Source organism: Vibrio penaeicida (assembly GCF_002933855.1).
Classification (GTDB): Bacteria; Pseudomonadota; Gammaproteobacteria; order Enterobacterales; family Vibrionaceae; genus Vibrio; species Vibrio penaeicida_A.
Window position 1 is genome coordinate 18,375 of record NZ_BFAQ01000019.1, and the last position, 20,056, is coordinate 38,430.

19 protein-coding genes are annotated in these 20,056 nt (G+C 45.6%); 4 read left to right on the forward strand and 15 right to left on the reverse strand.

Translation table 11 applies throughout. The annotated features are described in order from the left end of the window. Window positions 1-30 precede the first annotated feature (30 nt). Window positions 31-918 (reverse strand): LysR family transcriptional regulator, encoded by an 888-nt coding sequence (locus VPNCDNU1_RS10550; protein ID WP_104400299.1) that lies wholly within the window; start codon window positions 916-918, stop codon window positions 31-33. A gap of 103 nt (window positions 919-1,021) precedes the next feature. Between VPNCDNU1_RS10550 and VPNCDNU1_RS10555 the strand changes: the two genes are divergently transcribed. Continuing rightward, window positions 1,022-1,351, forward strand: a complete 330-nt coding sequence (locus VPNCDNU1_RS10555; protein ID WP_104400300.1) for a hypothetical protein — start codon at window positions 1,022-1,024, stop codon at window positions 1,349-1,351. A gap of 39 nt (window positions 1,352-1,390) precedes the next feature. Here VPNCDNU1_RS10555 and VPNCDNU1_RS10560 read toward each other — a convergent pair whose 3' ends face one another. After that, entirely contained in the window at window positions 1,391-2,491 is a 1,101-nt protein-coding gene (locus VPNCDNU1_RS10560; RefSeq protein WP_104400301.1) for a CNNM domain-containing protein, read from the reverse strand. A 262-nt stretch (window positions 2,492-2,753) separates the two neighbouring features. Here VPNCDNU1_RS10560 and hupA point away from each other — a divergent pair, with 262 nt between their 5' ends. Together hupA and VPNCDNU1_RS10570 are read left to right on the forward strand one after the other, a co-directional pair. Beyond that, window positions 2,754-3,026, forward strand: a complete 273-nt coding sequence (gene hupA, locus VPNCDNU1_RS10565) for a nucleoid-associated protein HU-alpha (RefSeq protein ID WP_101114240.1) — start codon at window positions 2,754-2,756, stop codon at window positions 3,024-3,026. Window positions 3,027-3,065: 39 nt separating this feature from the next. Then, window positions 3,066-3,764: a DUF1481 domain-containing protein gene (locus VPNCDNU1_RS10570; protein WP_104400302.1), complete on the forward strand. Its 699-nt coding sequence runs from the start codon at window positions 3,066-3,068 to the stop codon at window positions 3,762-3,764. 103 nt (window positions 3,765-3,867) lie between these two features. On the opposite strand, the gene purD is transcribed toward VPNCDNU1_RS10570, so the two are convergent. Together purD and purH are read right to left on the reverse strand one after the other, a co-directional pair. After that, on the reverse strand, window positions 3,868-5,157 hold the full coding sequence (gene purD, locus VPNCDNU1_RS10575) for a phosphoribosylamine--glycine ligase (protein ID WP_104400303.1): 1,290 nt from the start codon (window positions 5,155-5,157) through the stop codon (window positions 3,868-3,870). A 283-nt stretch (window positions 5,158-5,440) separates the two neighbouring features. Then, the gene (gene purH / locus VPNCDNU1_RS10580; RefSeq protein ID WP_104400387.1) at window positions 5,441-7,033 is read right to left on the reverse strand and encodes a bifunctional phosphoribosylaminoimidazolecarboxamide formyltransferase/IMP cyclohydrolase; all 1,593 of its coding nucleotides are present in this window, start codon (window positions 7,031-7,033) and stop codon (window positions 5,441-5,443) included. A gap of 322 nt (window positions 7,034-7,355) precedes the next feature. Between purH and zntR the strand changes: the two genes are divergently transcribed. After that, complete coding sequence (zntR, locus tag VPNCDNU1_RS10585) at window positions 7,356-7,799, forward strand: Zn(2+)-responsive transcriptional regulator (RefSeq protein ID WP_101114234.1); 444 nt, start codon at window positions 7,356-7,358, stop codon at window positions 7,797-7,799. A 111-nt stretch (window positions 7,800-7,910) separates the two neighbouring features. Here the strand turns inward: zntR and adhP are convergent, their stop codons facing one another. The 11 genes from adhP to VPNCDNU1_RS10640 all read right to left on the reverse strand — a co-directional run bounded on the left by adhP (window position 7,911) and on the right by VPNCDNU1_RS10640 (window position 20,050). Then, window positions 7,911-8,924 carry an alcohol dehydrogenase AdhP gene (gene adhP / locus VPNCDNU1_RS10590; RefSeq protein WP_104400304.1) on the reverse strand — a complete coding sequence of 338 codons (1,014 nt, stop codon included), beginning with the start codon at window positions 8,922-8,924 and terminating at the stop codon, window positions 7,911-7,913. Between the two features lie 184 nt (window positions 8,925-9,108). Next, entirely contained in the window at window positions 9,109-10,752 is a 1,644-nt protein-coding gene (locus tag VPNCDNU1_RS10595) for a methyl-accepting chemotaxis protein (RefSeq protein ID WP_104400305.1), read from the reverse strand. Between the two features lie 345 nt (window positions 10,753-11,097). Next, a complete protein-coding gene (gene fis / locus VPNCDNU1_RS10600) occupies window positions 11,098-11,394 on the reverse strand; it encodes a DNA-binding transcriptional regulator Fis (protein WP_002542007.1) in 297 nt (98 codons plus the stop codon). 23 nt (window positions 11,395-11,417) lie between these two features. Next, entirely contained in the window at window positions 11,418-12,386 is a 969-nt protein-coding gene (gene dusB, locus VPNCDNU1_RS10605) for a tRNA dihydrouridine synthase DusB (protein WP_104400306.1), read from the reverse strand. Window positions 12,387-12,536: 150 nt separating this feature from the next. Further along, complete coding sequence (gene prmA / locus VPNCDNU1_RS10610; protein ID WP_104400307.1) at window positions 12,537-13,424, reverse strand: 50S ribosomal protein L11 methyltransferase; 888 nt, start codon at window positions 13,422-13,424, stop codon at window positions 12,537-12,539. Window positions 13,425-13,546: 122 nt separating this feature from the next. Then, window positions 13,547-14,890: an acetyl-CoA carboxylase biotin carboxylase subunit gene (gene accC, locus VPNCDNU1_RS10615; RefSeq protein WP_104400308.1), complete on the reverse strand. Its 1,344-nt coding sequence runs from the start codon at window positions 14,888-14,890 to the stop codon at window positions 13,547-13,549. A 14-nt stretch (window positions 14,891-14,904) separates the two neighbouring features. Beyond that, window positions 14,905-15,369, reverse strand: coding sequence for an acetyl-CoA carboxylase biotin carboxyl carrier protein (gene accB, locus VPNCDNU1_RS10620; protein ID WP_104400309.1), 465 nt, complete (start codon window positions 15,367-15,369; stop codon window positions 14,905-14,907). Between the two features lie 83 nt (window positions 15,370-15,452). Next, window positions 15,453-15,905 (reverse strand): type II 3-dehydroquinate dehydratase, encoded by a 453-nt coding sequence (gene aroQ / locus VPNCDNU1_RS10625; protein WP_104400310.1) that lies wholly within the window; start codon window positions 15,903-15,905, stop codon window positions 15,453-15,455. Between the two features lie 250 nt (window positions 15,906-16,155). Beyond that, on the reverse strand, window positions 16,156-17,061 hold the full coding sequence (locus VPNCDNU1_RS10630) for a DMT family transporter (protein WP_104400311.1): 906 nt from the start codon (window positions 17,059-17,061) through the stop codon (window positions 16,156-16,158). Between the two features lie 212 nt (window positions 17,062-17,273). After that, window positions 17,274-19,223 (reverse strand): acetate--CoA ligase, encoded by a 1,950-nt coding sequence (acs, locus tag VPNCDNU1_RS10635; RefSeq protein ID WP_104400312.1) that lies wholly within the window; start codon window positions 19,221-19,223, stop codon window positions 17,274-17,276. Window positions 19,224-19,414: 191 nt separating this feature from the next. Next, window positions 19,415-20,050: a 3'-5' exonuclease gene (locus tag VPNCDNU1_RS10640; protein WP_104400313.1), complete on the reverse strand. Its 636-nt coding sequence runs from the start codon at window positions 20,048-20,050 to the stop codon at window positions 19,415-19,417. Window positions 20,051-20,056 lie beyond the last annotated feature (6 nt).

A 20,056-nucleotide genomic window follows, 5' to 3' on the forward strand; every position in this document is an offset into this window, starting at 1 on the left:
TAATGTGAGCGATTTGTAGATGCGCGTTCGCTACTGCCCATTGCCATTTTGACGCTTTAGAAAATCTAAGAAAACTCGGCATTTTCGCGGAAGATGGGACTGTTTTCTGTAGTAGGCGACAAATTCAAATAACTTACTTTCACTGCCTTGAATATTGAGATGCACTAGCCAGGTCTGAGCTAACTCTTTTTTTAGAATCAATTCGGGTACATAAATGATCCCCTGCCCATTTATAGCGGCCTGAATCAGTATCTCCGTATTATCGGAACACATGTACGGAGAAAAATTGACGCTTTCCCCCTCTTTAAATACCCACGTTGATGTTGAAGTGTGCTGACCATAAGCAAGGCACTGGTGCTGTGCTAAATCGCCCAGCGTTTTGGGACTACCATATTTTGCCAAATAAGCCGGAGATGCGAAGAGTTGATTATAGTAAGAGTACAGTGGTACTCGAACAAACATTGCCGAGTTCAATGTCTCTACATCTCTAGAAAGGGATATGTCGGCGTGCTTCACTGGGATATCTTCGTAATCCACACCTTTCAAATCGAACAAAATATCTGGATACAGCATCGAAAACGAATTCAGCGAGCCCATTAATACCCGAGAATGAACGAGTGCAGGCGCAGCAATGGTTAGTCGCCCAGCAGGACGTTCGCCCAACCTTGTCACTTCCGTTATCAGTTCTTCCCAATCTCCATCTATTTGACAAAACGTTTGGTAAAAGTATTCACCCGCCTCAGTCACTTCAAGTTTTCGAGTTGTTCGAATCAATAACTGTACGCCTAAACTATCCTCAAGTTCCGCTACACGTTTACTGATAACGGATGGAGTCACATTTAAAGCCTTGGCTGCACTCGCCATCGAGCCTAACTCAACCACTTTTCGAAATAGTACTGCGTGTTTAAAGTTCGCCACCTTTTCGTTCCATTATAGAAACACATACATTCCATTTTTGATGATTATTTCCAAAATGACAACAACTAGAATGTCGATGTTTTTTCATACATAAGGCCCCCTAATGAGTACTCCACGCTACGTTATCGAAACTGTCAGTTGGAAAGCAAAAGAAGACGTGACAAATAAAGCGATGATTCAATCAGTTGAATCCATGCTTGTAGATTTGAAAGATTTACCCGGGTTTATCCATGAAACATTGTCGTTGAGCGAAGAAGGAAACTGGCTTCAACTTTATTATTGGGAATCGGCGGAAGATGCACACAACTCAAACCATTTAATGGCAGAAAAGAGCTCGCTGGCGAATTTGATGATGCTAATCGAACCTGAATCCATCGCTATTGAAGTATTAACACCGCAGCATGTCTCTTCAGAACTCGCGCTGTTTAGTTAGTACCAAAATGAAAAAGGCTCCAATCGGAGCCTTGATGAGTTATTGATTTTTATCGGTGCTTTCGACAATTGGCGGTTCTGCTTCATCGTCGTCATCCCGACTTTCAATTACGCCATGCGTTTCTTTCCACTTTTCCCAGCGCTGGTTGGCTAAGAACTGCATGTCGCTTGTTTTGTCTGCTTCATCGACAATTTCTTCGCCGAGTAAGTACTCGAAGATGTCTTCAAGAGTCACGATACCTTGAATCGTGCCGTATTCATCCACAATTAAAGAGAGCTGTACGCGCTGCGCCATCATTTGGTCAAACGCTTTCGGTAACCCTTTATTGTTTAAGATTACGTGGATAGGACGCATCACTGCCCCCAACTGTTTCTCACCTTCGCCAGATTGACGCATTCTAAATAGCTCCAATCGATGGACAAAGCCAAGGATATTGTCGGTTTGTTGGCTGTAAACCAATGGGCGAGAAAAAGGCGTATCTTTATGGTCTTCTAAGAACTCATTGATCGTCATCTCAGCATTGACGCGAAAAACAACTGGGCGTGGCGTCATTACCTGAGTAACAGGCACATCTTGAATGTTCAGTAAGTTATGCAAAATACGAGATTCGCCTTCTGCAAATTCCCCTGATTCTTTCGCCAATATCGCCATGGCAGACAGTTCGTCACGCATTTTGGGTGCTTGATGCCCATGCGCTAGACGTTTGGTGATCTGTTCTGAAAACCAAACAAAGGGTGTCAATGCCCATACCATCCAACGGAGTGTCGTTGCCGCTGATGGTGCAAGCTGTCGCCAGTATGTTGCACCTATGGTCTTAGGAACAATTTCAGAGAAGACGAGAATACCGAACGTAAGTACCGCGGAAAATACGCCAAGCCATTGGCTACCAAATACAACAGCAGCTTGTGCACCTGCTGTGGCGGCGCCAATCGTGTGAGCAATCGTATTGAGCGTCAAGATGGAGGCAAGTGGTCTGTCTATGTCCTCCTTCAATTCATACAATTTTTGAGCCGACGGATGGCCTTGTTGTCGAAGCTGGGCAATATAGCTGGGGGTAATACTCAATAATACCGCTTCTAAAACTGAGCAGATAAATGACACTCCAATCGCAATGGAGACATATAAAGCGAGCAGTAACATAGTTTCCTACAATCAATTGTTAGCGTCGATATCAATAGAATCCCAATGGAAACTAACTATCGACTAAGTTATAAATCGGTTCTGAACAGGAGAAAAACAAGCTCAAGAGTGAGAAAACTCGTAACAAATTGTGAGGTAAAGCTCATAATCCGGCTAAAAAATCGGCAGAAGAGCGAAAGTGAGGTGACAAACCTTTGCCACAACAGGCATTTATGGATTACAGTGAATTAGATTTCGAAAAACATACAAGAAGGGAAACCTAATGAACAAGACCCAACTCATCGACTTCATCGCAGAAAAAGCTGATCTATCTAAAGCACAAGCAAAAGCAGCTCTTGAAGCGACTCTTGGTGGAGTGACTGAAGCTCTTAAAGAGGGTGACCAGGTTCAACTTATCGGTTTTGGTACATTCAAAGTAAACCATCGTGCAGCTCGTACTGGTCGCAATCCTAAGACTGGCGACGAGATTCAAATTGCAGCAGCGAATGTTCCGGCATTTGTCGCTGGTAAAGCGCTGAAAGAATCAGTGAACTAATCTATACTACGCCGAGTTTTTACTCGGCGTAGTTATTTTATGAAGCGATACTTTTACGCACCTCTGTTACTCGCCACGCTAGTTGGCTGTTCTTCAAGTTCTAACGTACCTCAAGCTAACCAGTATTCTTATTATTCTGGTGGGCAGTCTATTGGGGATTCCACAAGCTTTTATTGGTTTACCAAAAGGCTAGGCAGTGCCTATTCGGCTGCTGACTATGTGACGTCTGGAGATTACGGTTACTACCGGACCGATTATGCTTGGCAAGGGGACGTACTGCGTGAGTTGATTCGAGAAGGTTATCGAACCAATGACGAGCAAGAGCTCGTGCCTTATCGTGTCCATTTACGATTTAGTGCTTCTGGTGAGGCTGTTTATCAACAGTTAAGGTTAGATGGTAAAGTTCTGCCTATTCCTGAGAAGCAAATCGAACGTTATCAGCAAGAAGCAAACTTTGTTGTTGAAACAACGGAAGCCCAAGACAAAGATAATCTAGAGCTTGTCCAAGGGTATTGGGATGGCGAAACATTTGAAACCTGTGATGACAGGGAGTACGAAAAGTTAGCCTTTAATCAGACACTCCCAAGCTTCGTGGTTAATCGTTTATCTACAGTAGATAGCTATGTAGCGTTTATCGGTCAAAAAGAGCTTAAAACGCTTTCTGTGAATGATTTGCTGATGCTGTCAGAGGATAATCAGGATTGTATTAAGCGCCCGTCGTTTATCGAGCAGAACTAAGCTACAAATAAACTCAAAACTAACCGCTAAAAACTATCTGCTAATAATAGATATAAAAAAGGCACTCACTGAGTGCCTTTGTTATTTTTAAACGCGTGAAACGTTATTTTTCTTGCTCACGAGCAATCGCTCGGTAACCAATGTCGCTGCGGTGGAATACACCTTCCCAACGAATCTGTTTTGCAAGCTCGTAAGCACGTTGCTGTGCTTCCGATACGCTATTGCCCAGAGCGGTTGCACAAAGAACGCGGCCACCGTTTGTTACAATATCGCCATCTTTGTTTGCTGTACCTGCGTGGAATACTTTCTCGCCTGCGGTTTCCTGCTGAGGAAGACCTGAGATCACATCGCCTTTATTGTAAGCTGCAGGATAACCACCCGCTGCCAATACAATACCGATAGACGCACGTGAATCCCATTTAGATTCTGCTTGATCTAGCTTTTCGTCAATTGCAGCTAAACACAGTTCTACAAGATCGGATTCCATACGCATCATGATAGGCTGAGTTTCAGGGTCACCAAAGCGGCAGTTGTACTCAATCACTTTTGGCGTGCCGTCTTTGTCGATCATCAGACCTGCGTATAGGAAACCTGTGTATGGGTGGCCTTCAGAAGCCATGCCATTCACGGTAGGGTAAATAACTTCTTCCATGATGCGGTTGTGGATTTCTTGAGTGACGACAGGAGCTGGAGAGTATGCCCCCATACCGCCGGTGTTAGGACCTGTATCTTTATCGCCCACACGCTTGTGGTCTTGGCTGGTAGCCATTGGTAGAACGTTTTTACCGTCGACCATCACGATGAAGCTCGCTTCTTCGCCGTCTAGGAATTCTTCAATAACCACTCGACTGCCTGCTTCACCGAATGCATTGCCAGCCAACATATCTTTAATGGCATCTTCCGCTTCTTGCAATGTCACCGCAACGATTACGCCTTTACCAGCCGCAAGACCATCTGCTTTAACAACAATTGGTGCGCCTTGTTCACGAACGTAAGCTAACGCAGGTTCAATTTCTGTAAAGTTAGCGTAAGCCCCTGTAGGAATGGCGTGACGTGCTAAGAAATCTTTTGTGAACGCTTTAGAGCCTTCAAGCTGAGCTGCAGCTTCTGTTGGACCAAATATAGGTAAGCCAGCTGCACGGAAGGCATCGACGACACCGATAACTAACGGCGCTTCAGGGCCTACAATGGTCAGCTCAATGGCGTTTTCTTTGGCAAATGCGACAAGTGCTTCAATGTCTTCTACACCGATAGCGACGTTTTCGAGTTTAGGCTCAAGCGCTGTCCCTGCGTTGCCAGGTGCAACGAAAACAGTTTCAACATTTGGATTCTGTGCCGCTTTCCAGCCTAGTGCATGTTCACGACCGCCGGCACCAATAATAAGTACATTCATGTTTTAAAATCCTTATAGCTGCGCCAGAGCCTTTATTTCTGTGTCAAACATGCTCACTTATGGTCATAAGCTCCGCGTGTTTTCCTTGAACTAAAGTCACTGACTTGCTCTACGTATTTCAAATATCGGAATATTTAAAAAAACAAAATTATAAGTTTTGCTTAAAGTAGTTGGTGATGTGGCTAGGCAACAATTGAGCCCATCCCCGGGAGCATAGCCAGCTATGTGACCGGGGTGGGTGAAAGTAGCTGACGACGCCACAGTGCCAAATACGATGAGGAAATTAGTGGCGGAAGTGACGCATGCCAGTAAAGATCATCGCCATGCCGTGTTCATCTGCAGCTGCAATAACTTCGTCATCACGCATGGATCCACCTGGTTGAATCACGCACTTGATGCCCGCTTCTGCAGCGGCATCGATACCATCGCGGAATGGGAAGAATGCGTCAGAGGCCATAACACAGCCCTCAACTTGAAGACCTTCGTCTGCGGCTTTGATACCAGCGATTTTCGCTGAGTAAACGCGGCTCATTTGACCAGCGCCCACACCAATAGTCATGTCGCCTTTCGAATAAACGATCGCGTTGGATTTCACGTACTTCGCAACTTTCCAACAGAATAGCGCGTCTTTTAGCTCTTCTTCTGTTGGTTGGCGTTTAGAAACCACTTTAAGGTCAGACGCTTCAACCATACCTTGGTCACGATCTTGAACTAACAGTCCACCGTTAACGCGTTTTACGTCAAAGCCAGTTGTCTTAGTTGTCCACTCGCCACACTCAAGTAGGCGAAGGTTTTTCTTAGCCGCTACGATTTCTACTGCTTCAGCTGAAACAGAAGGGGCAATGATAACTTCAACGAATTGACGTTCGGTGATAGCCGTTGCTGTTGCAGCGTCTAGTTCACGGTTGAATGCGATGATACCGCCAAATGCAGACGTTGGATCCGTTTTGAATGCGCGGTCGTAAGCTTCTAGGATGTTTTCACCTAGTGCTACGCCACATGGGTTAGCGTGCTTAACGATCACACATGCTGGCTCGTCGAATTCTTTCACACACTCAAGAGCTGCGTCAGTGTCAGCGATGTTGTTGTAAGACAGTGCTTTACCTTGGATTTGGCGAGCAGTAGACACTGATGCTTCTTCAGGGTTTGCTTCAACGTAGAATGCTGCAGCTTGGTGGCTGTTCTCACCGTAGCGCATGTCTTGTTTTTTCTCGAACTGTTGGTTGAACGTGCGAGGGAACTTGCTTTCTTCATCACCTTCTTTGTTCTCGCCGTAGCTAGGAACCATAGTGCCGAAGTAGTTAGCGATCATGCCGTCGTAAGAAGCTGTGTGCTCGAATGCAGCGATAGCTAGGTCGAAGCGAGTCTCTAGGGTTAGAGATTTGTCGTTTGCGTCCATTTCAGCCACAACACGGTCGTAGTCGTGTGCGTTCACAACGATAGTGACGTCTTTGTGGTTTTTCGCTGCAGAGCGAACCATTGTTGGACCACCGATATCGATGTTCTCAACAGCGTCAGCAAGGGTGCAACCTTCTTTAGCTACAGTTTCTGCGAATGGGTATAGGTTAACCACAACCATATCGATTGGGTTGATGCCGTGTGTTTCCATGATCGCATCGTCTTGACCGCGACGACCAAGAACACCACCGTGAACTTTTGGATGAAGCGTTTTAACGCGACCGTCCATCATCTCAGGGAATCCGGTGTAATCGGATACTTCGGTTACAGAGATGCCTTGTTCGGCAAGAAGGCGGGCTGTGCCACCAGTAGACAGGATATCAACACCGCGGTCAGCAAGAGATTTTGCAAACTCAACGATACCAGTTTTGTCTGATACGCTGATAAGAGCGCGGCGAATAGGACGAGCGTTATTCATTGCTTCCATCTTCCTCAAATTCACAGAGTAGTTAGATTAAAGATATTTGCCAAAAATGTACTTGTTCTTACGCCCATTAAGGATAAATAGAATTATCATTCCTTAGGTCATGCCATTATTATTAGAGGCATGTGAGCAAAGATATTGGCCAGTTTTGGTAAAGACCTTTGATTGGTCGATGTATTCATTTCAACTCGAAATTTGATGGCGCGTATTCTAACTAAATTATTACAAAAAAGCTCGCGCAATCGTTTGGCGTCACAAAAATAATTAGGAAAATCCGTTTTTGACACCAAAATCGTAACAATAAGGTTAAAAAAACATGTTTCAGATTGGTGAGTTAGCCAAAAGGTGCGAAGTCAGTACTGACACCTTGCGCTTTTACGAAAAGAATAAACTGATATCGCCGGCTGGCCGAAGTGAGTCCGGTTATCGGCTTTATGATGAAGAAAATCAAAAACAGGTTCAGTTTATCCTCAAATCCAAATCTCTTGGGTTGAGTTTGGATGAAATTCGTGAACTTTTAGATATTAAGTTAGAAGCGACAGAACACAGTTGCGCTGAAGTTAAGTCGATCACGTCAGCGAAACTGACTCTTATCGATGAAAAAATTCATGACTTAACACGAATTCGTCGAGCATTGAAGAAAATCAATGATGCGTGCTGTGGGCACGTCGATGACGATGCTAGCCATTGTTCAATTCTTGAGGCATTGGCAGGAGAAAAAGTGCATGGTCGTGGAGTTTGCTGTGATGAGCGACAATAAATCACGTCGCTTAAAATAGCTATTCGGTTTAATTGTGAATGAAAATGGGCAGCTATGGAGCTGCCCATTGTGTGTCTGCAGTTTAGGATTACTGAGTTTGGTAACGGAAGGTTACGCAAATTCCATCACGATTCGACCCGTAATTTCACCTTTTTCCATATCGGCAAAGATGTCATTGATGTCTTCAAGCTGCTTTACTTCCGTGATGGCTTTCACTTTACCATCAGCGGCAAATTGCAGACATTCTTGCAGATCTTTTCGCGTACCTACAATAGAACCAATCACCTTCACACCATTCAATACGGTATCAAAAATAGGGATAGGCATGTCTTCAGGGGGCAACCCAACCAATACGCATGAACCGCCACGTCGGATGGCTCTGTATGCTTCTTGGAACGCAGGTTTGGATACTGCGGTGCAGACAACACCATGTACCCCTCCAACTAGCTCCTGAATGACTTCAGAAGGCTTTTGCTTCATGAAATCGATACAATGAGTTGCGCCTAGTTCTTTTGCCAGTGCCAGCTTCTCATCTCCGGTATCCACCGCGATGACATTCATACCCATAGCTACTGCGTATTGAATCGCCAAGTGACCTAAACCACCTGCACCAATAATCGCGACCCATTGCCCAGGCTTTACACTGGTGACTTTCAAGGCTTTGTAGGTGGTTACGCCAGCACAGAATAAAGGTGCGGCATCGACGTAATTGAGACCTTCAGGGATTTTAATCGCATATTCGCCATTCGCGAGGCAGTATTCAGCATACCCGCCATCGACAGAGTAGCCTGCATTATGCTGATCGAGACAAAGGGTTTCTTGACCTTCTAAGCAGTAATCACAATGCCCACAAGCACTATACAACCACGGAATTCCAACGCGATCCCCCACTTTTAAATGATGGATCTCACTGCCGACTTCGACGACTTCACCTACGCCTTCATGTCCGGGGACAAGTGGCATTTTAGGTTTCACGGGCCAATCGCCATGACAGGCGTGCAAATCGGTGTGGCATACGCCACAAGCGTGGATCTTAACTAACACATCGCGTGCCTTTACATTAGGCAGCGGAATATCTTTGATGACCAGTGGTCCTTTAAACTCATTCACCACAGCGGCTTTCATGGGATTCTCCATCAGTGACTAAATGTTTTCGATAATCATTCTCATTTATATGATATGAATTTAAATTGATATTGGTCACGAAAGGTGATGAAAATGAAATGCGGTTTCCGGTGTGTGATAGACAACAAAAAAACGCCACTTGATGTGGCGCTTTAGGGGGGTATCTAGTCCCAATTTGAATTATTTAAACCTTGAAATGGTGGATAATTTTTTGGAGGTTTTGTCCATTGCCAAGCAACACTTCACTTGCTTGTGCAACTTGCGTTGCTTGGGCTGCCGATTGGTCGCTGTTTTCAGAAATGATGACCAAATTTTTACTGATTTCTTCGGTAGCAAGAGTTTGCTGGGCACTGGAATCAGCAATTTGCTGATTAAGTTCCAGGATATGGCTGATTTGCTGCCCAATATCGGCCAGTGTTTCTCGTGCTTCCTTAGCTTGCTCGTGGGTGGCATTGGATTGGACTTGTGTTTTCTCCATTGCAGAGGTGACGGTTTTTGCTCTGGCTTGGAGGTTGCCGACAATTTGCTCTATCTCGTCAGTGCTTGCTTGCGTCCGAGTTGCTAAGGTGCGTACTTCATCGGCAACCACCGCGAATCCTCGTCCTTGCTCACCCGCACGAGCTGCTTCAATAGCAGCGTTGAGCGCCAATAAGTTAGTCTGTTCGGCAATACCCCGAATAACATCCAATACCGTGCTCACCGTTTCAGAATCTTGAGCGAGTTGAAGGGTACTTTTTTCCGTTTCTGTCAGTAGATCAGACAGCGAACTCATATGGCTCGTTGCACTGTCGATCACATTAACCCCTTGCTCTCCTAATTGTGCGGCTTGCTGCGCAGCATCTGCGGCAGAAGAGGCTGACGTAGCGACTTCTTGATTGCTGGCGTGAAGCTCATTCATCGCAGAGGCGACCGTATCGACGGATTGATGTTGTTCACCCGCCTTCATTGAAGCATCTGACGCGACTTGGTTAAGCTGTGTTGCGGCGCTAGTGATGCCTTCACTTACCGGAATCATGTCGGTGACAATGGAGCGTATTTTGTTGGTAAATAGATTAAAAGCCGCTGCAATGTGGCTGAGTTCATCCTTGCCATCAGAAGGTAAATCTTTGGTGAGATCACCATCTCCTTCGGCGATATCGTTAAGTGCTTCTTCGGCTTCAACGCAAGGTTTGGTAATGCTGTAGCCAAACCAAGTGGCAATCAACGCCATGGTAATCAAGCAGGCTATGATAATCATAATGATTGACTGAGCGCGCTCCCAAAACAGTGCGTCTACATCATCAATGTATACCCCACTTCCGACAATCCACCCCCATGGTTTATGGAGCTTTACATAAGACACTTTTTCTACGTCTACTTCCGAACCCGGTTTCGGCCACATGTAATTGACGAATCCACCGCCGTTGTTTCGTTTAACCTCGTTAACGAATTCAATGAACAGTGATTTTCCCGTGGGATCTTTTACACCGGACAAATCCTTACCATTAAGTTGAGGTTTAATCGGGTGGTTAACCATATAAGGGCGGGTATCGTTTACCCAGAAGTAGTCACTTTTCTCGTACCGCAGCCCATTTAAAGCGGACTTAGCTTGGGTCTGTGCTTCTACTTTAGAAAGCGTTCCATTTTTTTCGAGTTGGTAAAAATGATTAATTACACTGTGTGCTGTTTCGACCAAATGACGAGTTTTTACTTGTTTAGCGGTGAGCAGGTCACCGTAGTAAGCGTATTTTATGTAGGCAAGTGGGGCGAGCATCAGTAACGCAATAGTGAGCGTCATAATGTACAGCCGTGATTTGATGGATACGGAGCGCAAGCTAATTCCATTCATAGCGACAATCCTTTGTTAATTGACTCATTCGCGAAGCGTTATTCTTATTGTTAAGGTTACGCAGGGTTCGTAACACGTTGCCAACGTGTGCCAAATTTAAGTTAACCTTTAACTGATTATAAAAAGGTGAGCTGAATGGATAAATTCGACCAAAGACGCACAAAACAACTAAATACGTGCTTTTTTGACGATAGGTTAAGTATTTGCTTATACAGAAAAATGCCTTATGAGCTTTTGAGTAATGAGCTTGGGCTTTATATGAATGAGGGTGAGATTTTGATTCCAATAAAAAAGCCCTGACCAAGAGGTCAGGGCTTTAAAATTCGGAAGAAAGCTAATCTTTGATTAGTTCATACCGTATTTTTTAAGTTTCTTACGAAGCGTACCGCGGTTGATACCCATCATAGTTGCTGCGCGTGTTTGGTTACCACGAGTGTATTGCATGATGGTGTCTAGTAGTGGCTGCTCTACTTCTGCCAATACTAGTTCGTACAGGTCGTTGACTTCCTGGCCATTAAGTTGAGCAAGGTAGTTTTTAAGAGACGCTTTTACTGAGTCACGTAATGGCTTTTGAGTGATCTGGTCTTGTGAGGTCACTGTAGTTACTGTCAATGCTTCGGAAGTCAGATTTTGTTCGAACATATTCGGTCTAGCTCTTTCTGTAATTATGATGCAACGTTATCAAAATAACCTTCTAGTGCGTCCAGTTGCAGCGGAGCCGCTTCTATAGCGTTGAAGGTACGGCGAAACTCACTTGCTTGCTCATGTTCTTTTAAGTACCAGCCAACGTGCTTGCGCGCGATTCTAGGACCTAAAAACTCCCCATAAAACTCATGGAGTGCCTTTACATGACCAAGCATAATGTCTTTCACTTCCAATACAGGAAGGGAAGCCATCGTGCTGCCGTTTTCCAAATAGTGGTGGATTTCCTGAAAAATCCACGGCCGACCCTGGGCAGGGCGACCTATCATCAAAGCGTCCGCACCGGTGTATTCCAGTACGAATTTGGCTTTTTCCGGGCTATCGATATCACCGTTAGCAATAACCGGTATGGAAACCGCCTGTTTAGCCGCTTTGATGCTTTCATATTCCGCCTCGCCTTTGTACATACAAGCCCGAGTTCGCCCATGTAGAGCAAGAGCTTGTATGCCGCAGTCTTCGGCCATTTTTGCAATTTGAACACAGTTCTTATTGTCTGTATTCCAGCCTGTACGGGTTTTCAATGTCACGGGAACATCAACGGCATTTACGACAGCGGTCAGTATCTTTTCGACAATGTCCGGATGCTGAAGTAATGCCGAGCCGGCAAGCTTCTTGTTTACTTTCTTAGCAGGGCAACCCATATTGATATCGATAATTTGTGCACCATTATCAACATTATATTGAGCGGCTTCTGCCATCTGCTGGGGATCTGCCCCTGCAATCTGTACAGAGCGAATGCCCGATTCGCCTTCATGTACCATGCGTTGTTGGGATTTGGCTGTTTTCCATACTTTGGGGTTTGACGACATCATTTCACTGACAGCCAAGCCCGCACCGTATCGGAGACATAACTCTCGAAAGGGTCTATCGGTAACTCCTGCCATAGGAGCGACGATAAGATTGTTCTTAAGTAGATGGTTTCCGATCTTCAAAACAGCATTACAGTTCTATACCAGCAAGGGCGCGCATTTTACGCATTTTTTCGCAAAGAGAAAAGCTTAATTTTTGAGCATTTACAATTTGTTTTTTAAAATGCCTAAATTTCAGTCAATTAGAGTAGTGGCGCTTACTTTCTCTTGCTTTTAGGCATTTTTCTTGCCCGAGATTCGACACCATTCTGATTGTTCTACAATCGGATCGATGTTCAGCTCGTCTCGGTAGTAGTTTGCGACGTCTTCTGCTTGTGTATCTAACACTCCAGACATCGCAAGCATACCTTCAGGTTTAAGTAACCCTTTGATGACACCAGAGAGCTCACGCAGTGGTCCAGCAAGAATATTGGCAACCACAACGTCTGCAATAAGGTTATCAGGCTGATCTTGTGGTAGGAACAATTCTAGTTGCTGCGCAACGCCGTTACGTTCAGCGTTTGCTCTGGACGCTTGAATAGCCTGTGGATCGATATCAATCCCGATGACTTTACTTGCACCTAGCTTTATCGCAGCGATCGCTAGAATACCTGAGCCACAACCAAAATCGATCACTGTTTTTCCTTCAAGATCAATTCCTTCAAGCCATTCAAGGCAGAGTGATGTGGTTGGGTGCGTACCGGTGCCGAAGGCTAAACCTGGATCGAGCATAACATTCACGGCGTTTGGATCAGGGATATCTCGCCAGCTTGGGCAAATCCACAAACGCTTGCCAAATTGCATTGGGTGGAAGTTTTCCATCCATTCGCGTTCCCAGTCTTTATCTTCAAGTTGCTCGACTTTGTGCGCAAAACTGTCTTCTAACAGACCGCTTTCTTCAATTTGATTCAAGACTTGTTTGGTATCGGTTTCAGCGTCGTATAGTGCGACAACGTCCGTTTCACCCCATAAGCGAGTTTCACCCGGAAGAGGTTCGAACACAGGGGTATCTTTGGCATCTAAAAAGGTAACGGATAATGCGCCTGTGTTTTCCATCAGCATATCGCCAATTTGTTCAGCGTTTTTGTCGCTCGCATTGAGTTTGATTTGAATCCAGGGCATTGAGTGCACCTTTTTGTCATATTGAAATTGGTGGAGGAGTCTAGCTGATTTGGACAAAAAAGACACTCCCCGACACTTTCTCAAGCGCGGGGAGTGTTGTTTGTCTTTGTTTGCGTTAACGCTTACTGAAGACCGAGTTTCTTCTCAAGGTAGTGAATGTTTGCGCCACCGTGTTGGAAGTTCTCATCATTCATGATCATTTCTTGCAGCGATACATTGGTTTTGATGCCTTCAACGATCATTTCACCCAATGCGTTTTTCATACGAGCAATCGCAACATCACGGTTCTCACCAAAGGTGATTAGTTTACCAATCATTGAATCGTAATGAGGAGGTACTGTGTAGCCCGTGTAGATGTGTGATTCCCAACGCACGCCCATACCGCCAGGTGCATGGAAACGTTCCACCTTACCTGGAGAAGGCAAGAAGCGCTCTGGATCTTCGGCATTGATTCGGCATTCAACCGCATGACCGCTGATCTTAATGTCGTCTTGAGTGTAAGAAAGCGGTTGACCAGCAGCAACACGAAGTTGCTCTTTGATGAGGTCTACGCCTGTTACCATTTCGGTTACTGGGTGCTCTACCTGAATACGAGTGTTCATTTCGATGAAGTAGAATTCGCCGTTTTCGTATAGGAATTCAAATGTACCCGCACCGCGATAGCCAATTTCCAAACAAGCGCGTGTACAACGCTCACCGATGTATTTACGCATTTCTGCAGTGATACCCGGTGCTGGCGCTTCTTCCACTACTTTTTGGTGACGACGCTGCATTGAGCAATCACGTTCGCCTAGGTGGATTGCACCACCTTGACCGTCTGCGATGATCTGAACTTCAACGTGACGCGGGTTTTCTAGGAATTTCTCCATGTAAACGATGTCGTTGTTGAACGCTGCTTTTGCTTCCGCGCGAGTCATTGCAATTGCTTCAATCAATTCTTCTTCGCTACGAACCACACGCATACCACGACCGCCGCCGCCGCCAGAGGCTTTGATGATCACAGGGTAGCCTATGCGTTTCGCGTGCGCTTTGTTTTTGCTGCCGTCGTCATCTAGCGGACCGTCTGAACCTGGTACGCATGGAACGCCAGCTTTTTTCATCGCAGTAATAGCGGATACTTTGTCACCCATCATGCGGATGGTTTCGGCTTTAGGACCAACGAAAATGAAGCCGCTGCGTTCAACTTGCTCTGCAAAGTCAGCGTTTTCAGATAGGAAACCGTAGCCAGGGTGAATGGCAATAGCGCCTGTTACTTCGGCTGCAGAAATAATTCTTGGAATGTTTAGGTAGCTGTCGATACCACGAGCAGGACCAATACAAATGGATTCGTCTGCCAGTAACACGTGTTTAAGATCACGGTCAGCGGTTGAGTGAACAGCTACCGTTTTAATACCCAGCTCTTTACATGCGCGAAGGATACGAAGTGCTATTTCACCTCGGTTCGCGATGACTAATTTATCTAGCATATAATCAGCCTCAGTTATTCAATGATAACGAGTGGTTGGTCAAACTCAACAGGTTGACCGTCTTCCACTAGAATGGCTGTAACTACGCCAGATTTGTCCGCTTCGATTTGGTTCATCATTTTCATTGCTTCAACAATGCAAAGCGTATCGCCAGCTTTAACGCTTTGACCTATTTCGATAAATGATTTTGATTCTGGGCTTGGAGAGCGGTAGAACGTACCAACCATTGGAGAAAGAACGTGGTGTCCAGCTGGTACAACTTCAGCCGGTGCTTCCGCTGCTGCTGCTGGTGTCGCAGGTGCTACAGGTGCTGCTGCCGCTGGAGCGACAGGCGCTGCTGCGTATTGAATTGGTGCCGCGATAGGAGCAGGACCGGAACGACTGATTCGTACTGACTCTTCACCTTCAGAGATTTCAAGCTCTGCGATGCCAGACTCTTCCACTAACTCAATCAGCTTCTTAATTTTACGAATATCCATCTTAATTTTCTCTTTCTCAAATTAGGTGACTCTCAAGTATCGAGAGTGTTCTGTGTCATGTATTACTTATTTGACTGCTGGTATTACCCATTTGACTGCAGGTGATTCACCGCTGCAGCCAATGCGAATTGGTAGCCTTGTGCACCCAAGCCACAAATTACCCCGACGGCTTTATCCGAGAGGTAAGAGTGATGGCGGAAAGGTTCACGTGCGTGAACGTTAGATAGGTGCACTTCAATGAACGGAATGTCGACGCCCAATAACGCGTCACGTAGAGCGACACTAGTATGGGTAAACGCTGCTGGATTGATAACAATGAAATCCACATTTCCCATGGCAGCATGAATGGCTTCAATCAATTCGTACTCACGATTGGATTGCAGATGCTGGAGCTCTACATCAAGTGAAACCGCTTGGTGTTCTAAATCATCAATGATCTGAGTGAGCGTTTTAGAGCCATAATGTGCCGGTTCACGGAGACCCAAAAGGTTAAGATTAGGGCCGTTTAGAACCAGAATGCGTGATTTTGTAGCCATCGTGAGGTTATCTTCCTTTAACTAGAGGTTAAAATTCGACATTCCAAATTTTGTGAGCTGATAATTAAATTTAGAGGTCTAAATTACCATCTAGCTCAAATTAACTGTCGATTATAGACAATTCAGCGCAATTAGCAGCAAAATACTGGTCAAACCTCGACAATTTTGTGTCAAAGATAAGGAAATTTGTGAGGAAGATAAAGAATCCGGACCCGCCTTCAAGGAGACAGTAGTGGCGAGCCCGGAAAACTTATTTGCTTGAGCGAGAAGCCAGCCATGTAGGAAGCTGTGGGACTTTGGCAATGACGATACCAATGAGCAAAGGCAGCAGCAGTTGCTGTGACAGCTCTGAGAGGTGGTTATCGTTTATCCAAGCGTCGAGAAGCAGCGCAACCACTGGGAATATGAGAAAGCAGAGTGAAGCCGTGAAGGGAGCTGTCATTTGGTTGAGGGAGAAGTACGCCACAATACCAATGACACTCGCAACAAGCCCAAGATAGACGACGGCATAAATCGATTCGACAGTGAAATAAAGTGCGTCTGGTTGCTCCATAAACAGTCCAACAACCAACAGCAATAACGCCGCGATACCAGAAGGTAATGCGTTATAAGTGAGCACATGGATCCCCTTGGCGTACTTTTGAGTTAATACATACATGACGGCATGGATCAGTACGGCGCTCACAAGCGCTAGGATACCTGCGTTATCATTACTGTCACCCATCTCTAGTTCGCCCGATAAAATCAAACACAACGCGATGACGGCCATTCCTAAGCCAAATAGTTGGTGAGCAGCAAGACGCAATGACAAGCTGATCATAGAAACGGCTAAGACCGCAATTGGCATATTGGCGAAGATGATGGAAGCCAGCCCAGATGAGATGTATTGCTCGCCTAATATCATCAAGGTAAAGGGAATCGCGAAGTAAAATACGGCGACAGCCACCATGAATTTTCGTTTGCCTTTTGGGAAAAGTAAGGCTTTTTTCATCAACAGTGTCACAGCGATTAATAAAGGGGCAGAAATCAGGAACCGCAGACCTGTAGCGGTAATGGGGGGAATGGTTTCAACCGCTATTTCCATCGCCATCCATGTTGTACCCCATATTAAACAAACGGATACAAATGTGATGGTGCACAGTAATTGTTTAGACATTGCTTTAATCTATTACAGAGAAAGTGCGTCTATTCTATGCAAACAGCGGGAGCGATAATTTCTCAATGTAGCACGACTTTTTCTCATAAAGAGAAAGGCATTTTCTAATATGACGTTTTACAGAAAAATTTTCCTAGGCATAGATTTAAGATAAAAAAGCCAGGTCAAAAGACCTGGCGAAGTAATAAAGGTGGAATTTAAGTTGAATCAGATTATGACAGGTTCTGATTTTCTTCGATGAGCTTATTCACTACGCTTGGATCGGCAAGCGTTGATGTATCGCCCAAGTTGCTGGTATCGCCTGTGGCAATCTTACGCAAAATTCGACGCATGATTTTACCCGAACGCGTTTTCGGTAAAGAGTCTGTCCAGTGCAATACGTCTGGTGTTGCGATAGGTCCAATCTCTTTACGTACCCAGTTTTTCACTTCTTTGTGAAGTTCTGCACTTGGTATTTCACCGTCATTCAAGGTGATGTAGGCATAAATCGCCTGACCTTTGATGTCGTGAGGAACACCAACGATAGCCGCTTCAGCAATCTTATCGAAAGCAACCAACGCCGATTCAATTTCTGCAGTACCCATACGGTGACCAGAAACGTTTAGTACATCATCCACTCGGCCTGTGATCCAGTAATAGCCATCTTCGTCACGGCGAGCACCGTCACTGGTGAAGTACATGCCTTTAAATGTAGAGAAATAGGTTTGTTCAAAGCGCTCGTGATCGCCATAAACAGTACGCATTTGCCCTGGCCAAGAGTCGAGAATCACAAGATTACCGTCTGCGGCACCTTCAATGATGTTACCTACGTTATCGACAAGCGCTGGTTGTACACCAAAGAATGGGCGTGTCGCTGAGCCTGGCTTCAATGCGGTTGCACCAGGCAGCGGTGAAATCAAGATGCCGCCTGTTTCTGTTTGCCACCACGTATCCACGATAGGTGATTTTTCATCACCAATGGTTTTGTAGTACCACTCCCACGCCTCTGGGTTAATAGGTTCACCAACAGAGCCCATGATGCGCAAACTGCTGCGCTTCGTGCCTTCAACGGCCTCATTTCCTTTTGCCATTAAGGCGCGAATTGCCGTTGGGGCAGTGTAAAGAATGTTGACGTTGTGTTTGTCGACCACTTCGCTCATGCGGTTTGTTTTCGGGTAGTTAGGCACACCTTCAAACAAGATAGTTTTGGCACCGTTAGCCAGTGGCCCGTAAATAAGGTAAGTGTGACCCGTGATCCAACCTACGTCGGCGGTACACCAGAAGGTTTCGCCTTGCTGGTAATCGAACACGTACTTGAATGTCATTGTTGCGTAGACAAGGTAACCGCCTGTGGTGTGTAAAACGCCTTTTGGTTTACCTGTGGAGCCAGAAGTGTAAAGAATGAAAAGTGGGTCTTCTGCGTTCATTTCTTCTGGCGGGCAATCATCGGATACCGCAGCTGTTGCTTCGTGCCACCAAACATCACGCTGCTCATCCCAAGCAACATCGCCACCAGTGCGTTTTAGAACCAGTACTTTTGAAATGCTGTCGACTTCAGGGTTAGCCAATGCATCGTCGACATTTTTCTTCAATGGAACCGCGCGCCCACCACGAACCCCTTCGTCTGCTGTAACAACGACTTTTGCGTTGGAATCCACAATGCGACCAGCTAGCGCTTCTGGAGAAAAACCACCAAAAACGACAGTGTGAACAGCACCAATACGCGTACAAGCTAACATTGCCACGGCAGCTTCCGGTACCATTGGCATGTATAAACAAACGACATCACCTTTCTTAACACCTTGCTCTTTCAGGGCGTTAGAGAAGCGGCAGACTTCTTTGTGCAGTTCATTAAAGGTTAGTGTTTTATCATCGGCTGGGTCATCCCCTTCCCAAATGATGGCAACTTCATTTCCGCGCTCGGCGAGATGACGGTCGATACAGTTTGCTGAAACGTTCAGTGTTCCATCTTCAAACCAGCGAATGTCGACGTGTCCAGTATCGAAGGAGGTCTGTTTTACGTTGGTGTAAGGTTTGATCCAATCTACGATTTTTCCGTGTTCGCCCCAAAAGCCCTCTGGGTCGCTGACAGATTGTTGGTACATCGCCAGATAAGTGTCGTTATCAGCGTGGGTCTTAGCTTTAATATTTTCTTTGACCGGATAAACGTGGGCTTCACTCATTGCTCTCTCCTTGTGAATTCAGCAAGTTCCATTATTTCCGAAATGATATGGAAATCGGTTGGTATTAACTCTCAGCTACCCCCAGTTTTTCTACAATTAGACTTTAGGATGATAAGGGGGCATTTGCCTTTATAAGCAGCGGGTTACTTAGAAAATTGAGAAGTAGATCAGGACTTTAATTGCAGAGCAAGTTAACGCACATAAGCAGAGGTCAGAGCAGGTAAGTCACCATAAGTGAGCCGAACGTAAACTAATGCAGCCGAAATAGCATCTTGCAGAGCATCGTGTTTGTTGTCTTGTGGAGGCAGCCCCAAGTGCTTACAGATGGCATCCAAACTGAGATCAAAATAAGCGTTAGGTAGATGGCGCTCAAGCTTTTCGTGATAGATCTGGCTGACTTCCAACAAGGGGTTAGGGAGTGGAAAGCCCAAATGGCGCTTACAGGCTAGATCAAGAATCGTTTTGTCATAACGGATGTGATAACCCACAACAGGGCGGTTGCCAATAAACGCGATTAACGCCTCCAGTGCGTCTTTTTCGCTCATGCCCCCCGCAAGGTCGCTATGGCGAATCTTATGCACACAAACAGAATCTGCATTAAGAGACTGAGGTGCACGTAAACGAACATGGAATGGTTGGCTGGTAATGATGCGGTTGCCAATGATTTTTGTGGCAGCAATCGTCACCAGTTCGGCTCGGTTGGGATCTAGGCTGGTGGTTTCACAGTCGAGAGAAACAAATTCCGTTTTATGGGGCGCATCAAATAATGATTGATACGGGTTTCCCTTTAATTTTCTACGCCACCACCAGCGAAACACTCTATTCATATGACC

Bases quoted from the DNA above. Each gene is read 5' to 3' on its own strand.
- accC (WP_104400308.1), bottom strand. From the start codon at position 14,890: ATGCTAGATAAATTAGTCATCGCGAACCGAGGTGAAATAGCACTTCGT.
- VPNCDNU1_RS10570 (WP_104400302.1), top strand. From the start codon at position 3,066: ATGAAGCGATACTTTTACGCACCTCTGTTACTCGCCACGCTAGTTGGC.
- acs (WP_104400312.1), bottom strand. From the start codon at position 19,223: ATGAGTGAAGCCCACGTTTATCCGGTCAAAGAAAATATTAAAGCTAAG.
- purD (WP_104400303.1), bottom strand. From the start codon at position 5,157: ATGAATGTACTTATTATTGGTGCCGGCGGTCGTGAACATGCACTAGGC.
- zntR (WP_101114234.1), top strand. From the start codon at position 7,356: ATGTTTCAGATTGGTGAGTTAGCCAAAAGGTGCGAAGTCAGTACTGAC.
- purH (WP_104400387.1), bottom strand. From the start codon at position 7,033: ATGAATAACGCTCGTCCTATTCGCCGCGCTCTTATCAGCGTATCAGAC.
- VPNCDNU1_RS10595 (WP_104400305.1), bottom strand. From the start codon at position 10,752: ATGAATGGAATTAGCTTGCGCTCCGTATCCATCAAATCACGGCTGTAC.
- aroQ (WP_104400310.1), bottom strand. From the start codon at position 15,905: ATGGCTACAAAATCACGCATTCTGGTTCTAAACGGCCCTAATCTTAAC.
- prmA (WP_104400307.1), bottom strand. From the start codon at position 13,424: ATGCCCTGGATTCAAATCAAACTCAATGCGAGCGACAAAAACGCTGAA.
- VPNCDNU1_RS10560 (WP_104400301.1), bottom strand. From the start codon at position 2,491: ATGTTACTGCTCGCTTTATATGTCTCCATTGCGATTGGAGTGTCATTT.
- VPNCDNU1_RS10630 (WP_104400311.1), bottom strand. From the start codon at position 17,061: ATGTCTAAACAATTACTGTGCACCATCACATTTGTATCCGTTTGTTTA.
- VPNCDNU1_RS10640 (WP_104400313.1), bottom strand. From the start codon at position 20,050: ATGAATAGAGTGTTTCGCTGGTGGTGGCGTAGAAAATTAAAGGGAAAC.
- hupA (WP_101114240.1), top strand. From the start codon at position 2,754: ATGAACAAGACCCAACTCATCGACTTCATCGCAGAAAAAGCTGATCTA.
- accB (WP_104400309.1), bottom strand. From the start codon at position 15,369: ATGGATATTCGTAAAATTAAGAAGCTGATTGAGTTAGTGGAAGAGTCT.
- VPNCDNU1_RS10555 (WP_104400300.1), top strand. From the start codon at position 1,022: ATGAGTACTCCACGCTACGTTATCGAAACTGTCAGTTGGAAAGCAAAA.
- fis (WP_002542007.1), bottom strand. From the start codon at position 11,394: ATGTTCGAACAAAATCTGACTTCCGAAGCATTGACAGTAACTACAGTG.
- adhP (WP_104400304.1), bottom strand. From the start codon at position 8,924: ATGAAAGCCGCTGTGGTGAATGAGTTTAAAGGACCACTGGTCATCAAA.